The sequence below is a fragment of the Baaleninema simplex PCC 7105 genome (genome assembly GCF_000332355.1).
Lineage (GTDB): Bacteria > Cyanobacteriota > Cyanobacteriia > Cyanobacteriales > Geitlerinemataceae > Baaleninema > Baaleninema simplex.
Genome location: NZ_KB235962.1, coordinates 298,648 through 301,599, shown reverse-complemented (window position 1 = coordinate 301,599; position 2,952 = coordinate 298,648). Strand labels below are relative to the sequence as shown.

The window sequence follows — 2,952 nt, the reverse complement described above, 5'->3', positions numbered from 1 at the left end:
TATTGGTTAGCAACTCGTTCGGGTCAGCGTCTCCTTGAATCTCACGTCCAATCCTATTTAGGTCGTTCAGACCTGACCCCTCAAGGTTTTCCTCATCATAGTGTTTTTTCCCTCGGTATTATCCGGTTATGCTTGGAGTCAATCCCTGCTGCTCTGGAGAGATTGGATGTTGGCGCTCATGGCGTTGAAGCCTCACAAATCTCTCCATTTTCAACGAGGGCTAGAGGCTCTATCCCTTGTGAGGCAGGGGGTCTAGCTATGTTGTCACCCTCTCAGCAAAAATTTTTTCAGCTTATCTCGCGAACGATCGAATCTACCATCGCCTCAATCCCTTACCCAATCGGAACTTCATCGATCTATATTTAACAACATTTATATTGCTTTAATTTTATTGTTGGATATCAGTAAAACTGAGTAGTCATACTTTGAAAATTGGTGTCATAATACGTCAGGAGGATATATCCCCGACGCAACTCACCTCTGTATTTTTCGATTGAGATCGGTAGTTCGGGCCGGAACTTTCGATCGCGAGGTCGTTGAAAAAAACAACACCTCAAATGAATTAAACCCATCCGATCCATGACTGTATTAGACGATACAATTCAACACCTCGTAACAGTGAGTTGGGTATGGCTTCGCCAAGCCGAACCCCAGCACGTTTTTCATCCCACTGTTACCCGTTCAGCTCCGTCTAAGAAACGCTTCGATCCCTTATTTCCTCTACGTCAGTGGCTCGACAATTTGGAAATGCGATCGCCCGTTCGCGCGCGCTGGATTTGTAAAACCATTCCCGCTCAATGTCCCTTCGAGCGAGATGTAAAAGTCTTGGGGAAAACCCTGTTTCACATTCCGCCGCTGTGTAAGTTCAACCCGCTTTACGACGAGTTTGTGTATCTGCGATTTCGGGCGTTGTCCTATTTGGCGGACGATTGCGGAGAAGACGTGACGCCTTATATTTAGGGTGTCGAAAGCGATCGCCAATTTTTAACATTGAAATCAGAAATCCCCGTCGAGACGAGCCGATCGCCTGTCTTCATGGGGATTCGTTCGTATTTGGAGAGCGAGCGATCGAGGCTGGCGTGTGACAACCGTAATTCAAACGCGTTACCATATTGCAGAGCGATGGAGTGCGATCGCCAGAATCCCTCACATTTCGCTCATCTCCAAACGTTTCTCAACTTGAACCATGTCTGTCGAGCGACTGTCGATCGAAGTGACGAACCGATGTAGCAAGCACTGTCATTTTTGCTACAACAGCAGTCATGGAGAGGGTGAAACGAGGTGGACACCCGACGAACTCGTCTCGTTTGTCGCCGACTGTGCGCGATCTGGAACGCAAGCGGTGTCCTTCGGAGGTGGAGAACCCCTCGAATATCCCGGTTTGTTTGAGGTTTTAGAGAGGTTGCGAGGTTCGATTTTTCGATCGATAACCAGTAACGGGTTACTGTTGCGCGATCGCACTTTAGAAGATTTGGTCGCGGTTCGTCCCGATAAAGTTCACCTCTCGATTCACTTTCCCGAAAAGTCTACAGAGGTCGATCGCGCGATCGATCGAGTCAAACAGTTGGAAGCGTTGGGGATTCGCAGCGGCGTCAACTTACTCGTGGCTAAATCTAATATAACAGCAGCGATACAAGCGGCTCGTAAACTCAGAGATGTGGGAATTGGGAGCGATCGGATTATTTATTTACCCATGCGGAAAGCCGACACTCCGAGTCCGAAAGAAGTCGCGCGAGTTGCAGAAACTCAACCGTTTCAATCGATGACTTGTTTGATGAGTTGTCATCGCAGTTCCCGTTTTTGTGCGATTTCTTGGGATAAAAAAGTGGGTTGGTGTTCTTATACAACTGCACGTCGTCCTTTACCCTCACTCACGGCTCGCGGACTCGAAACAGCACTTGAAAATTTGCCGCTTGTCTTTTGTGGATAAAAAGATATAAAAAGTAGAAATATTAGGACTTATGCACGGCAACGTCAACCACACTAAATGTAGAGAGCGGTGGGCAATGCCCACCCTATAAATGGTATAAATGTGTAATTTTTGAAGATAAAGAGCGATCGAGATTTAAATTTGGCGAAAAGGATGAAGAGAATGAAAGATTTTCCAGCCGCGCACAGCATGGATACAACCTGGTTTGCAGTGGATGCAGACGGACATATTGGTTGCTTTGACTCAGGAGAAGGGGGAGCTGTTCCTATAACCCATCATAAAACAATACAACAGACTCGAATTGATGGCATTCGAGAGTTTCTATCAGAGTGGAAACGTCATACATCTTTAAGCTATTTTAATCTAAAAACTTCACAGGAGGTCATCGCTGACATCTTTGAGATTTCTACAATTGTAGAAACGATCGAGAATTCTGAAAATATTATAAAAGCAAAATTTAAATTATTTTCTCGAAAAGAAAATAAAGATCGCGAAGATATCATCAATTTTCTACTGTTTGAAGAACTTGACTGTGAAGTGGATTATTGTATATTTGAACTCAATTCAAAAGAAACGAATCGAAATTTTTTAGAGATCGTGTATTCTGGAGCTGTAGACGAGCCAGCTATTCATTTTGATAAAATCGATCGAAATGTATTTGCTTTAGATCGAGAGATTGTTGAGCGGAATGCTACTACTTTAAAAAATCTTGCACTTCAAGGTGAAATCATAGGAATGCAAACAATTAACTATATGTTAATTCCTGATAACAATTTTCATATTTTTGGACTATTTGTATATGTTCAAGCTGAGAGGGTGACAAGGTAGACGGAAGCCAGACGGGACAATTGTTTGAGAGAATAGAGGAGTCCCAAAAAAGAGGGTGGCGTTTGCGGCCACCCCAACAAAAAAATGCTACCGACATTCTACCAAGATTTTCTGCGCATCCATCTCAATGAGAAGCAAATTGGGATCTTAAAGTGGCTGGTCTGGATACTGCAAATGCATCGGCAAGTCAAATT

The 2,952-nt window shown here is 44.2% G+C and carries 4 protein-coding genes and 1 pseudogene; 4 read left to right on the top strand and 1 reads right to left on the bottom strand.

Annotated elements, in window-relative coordinates; translation table 11 throughout:
* Both GEI7105_RS40180 and GEI7105_RS0126625 read left to right on the top strand, forming a co-directional pair.
* A pseudogene (locus tag GEI7105_RS40180) lies at nucleotides 1-256 on the top strand (IS4 family transposase); the annotation flags it as partial.
* Between the two features lie 323 nt (nucleotides 257-579).
* The gene (locus GEI7105_RS0126625; protein WP_017663416.1) at nucleotides 580-960 is read left to right on the top strand and encodes a Mo-dependent nitrogenase C-terminal domain-containing protein; all 381 of its coding nucleotides are present in this window, start codon (nucleotides 580-582) and stop codon (nucleotides 958-960) included.
* On the opposite strand, the gene GEI7105_RS40665 is transcribed toward GEI7105_RS0126625, so the two are convergent.
* Complete coding sequence (locus tag GEI7105_RS40665) at nucleotides 957-1,088, bottom strand: hypothetical protein (RefSeq protein ID WP_281167045.1); 132 nt, start codon at nucleotides 1,086-1,088, stop codon at nucleotides 957-959. The genes GEI7105_RS0126625 and GEI7105_RS40665 overlap by 4 nt on opposite strands.
* A gap of 98 nt (nucleotides 1,089-1,186) precedes the next feature.
* On the opposite strand from GEI7105_RS40665, the gene GEI7105_RS0126620 reads away from it, so the two are divergent.
* A complete protein-coding gene (locus GEI7105_RS0126620) occupies nucleotides 1,187-1,930 on the top strand; it encodes a radical SAM protein (RefSeq protein WP_017663415.1) in 744 nt (247 codons plus the stop codon).
* A gap of 162 nt (nucleotides 1,931-2,092) precedes the next feature.
* The gene (locus GEI7105_RS0126615) at nucleotides 2,093-2,758 is read left to right on the top strand and encodes a hypothetical protein (protein ID WP_144054065.1); all 666 of its coding nucleotides are present in this window, start codon (nucleotides 2,093-2,095) and stop codon (nucleotides 2,756-2,758) included.
* The last annotated feature ends 194 nt before the right edge of the window (nucleotides 2,759-2,952 follow it).

Excerpts from the sequence above, each read along its gene's own strand:
- GEI7105_RS0126625 (WP_017663416.1), top strand. The coding sequence starts at position 580 with ATGACTGTATTAGACGATACAATTCAACACCTCGTAACAGTGAGTTGG.
- GEI7105_RS0126620 (WP_017663415.1), top strand. The coding sequence starts at position 1,187 with ATGTCTGTCGAGCGACTGTCGATCGAAGTGACGAACCGATGTAGCAAG.
- GEI7105_RS0126615 (WP_144054065.1), top strand. The coding sequence starts at position 2,093 with ATGAAAGATTTTCCAGCCGCGCACAGCATGGATACAACCTGGTTTGCA.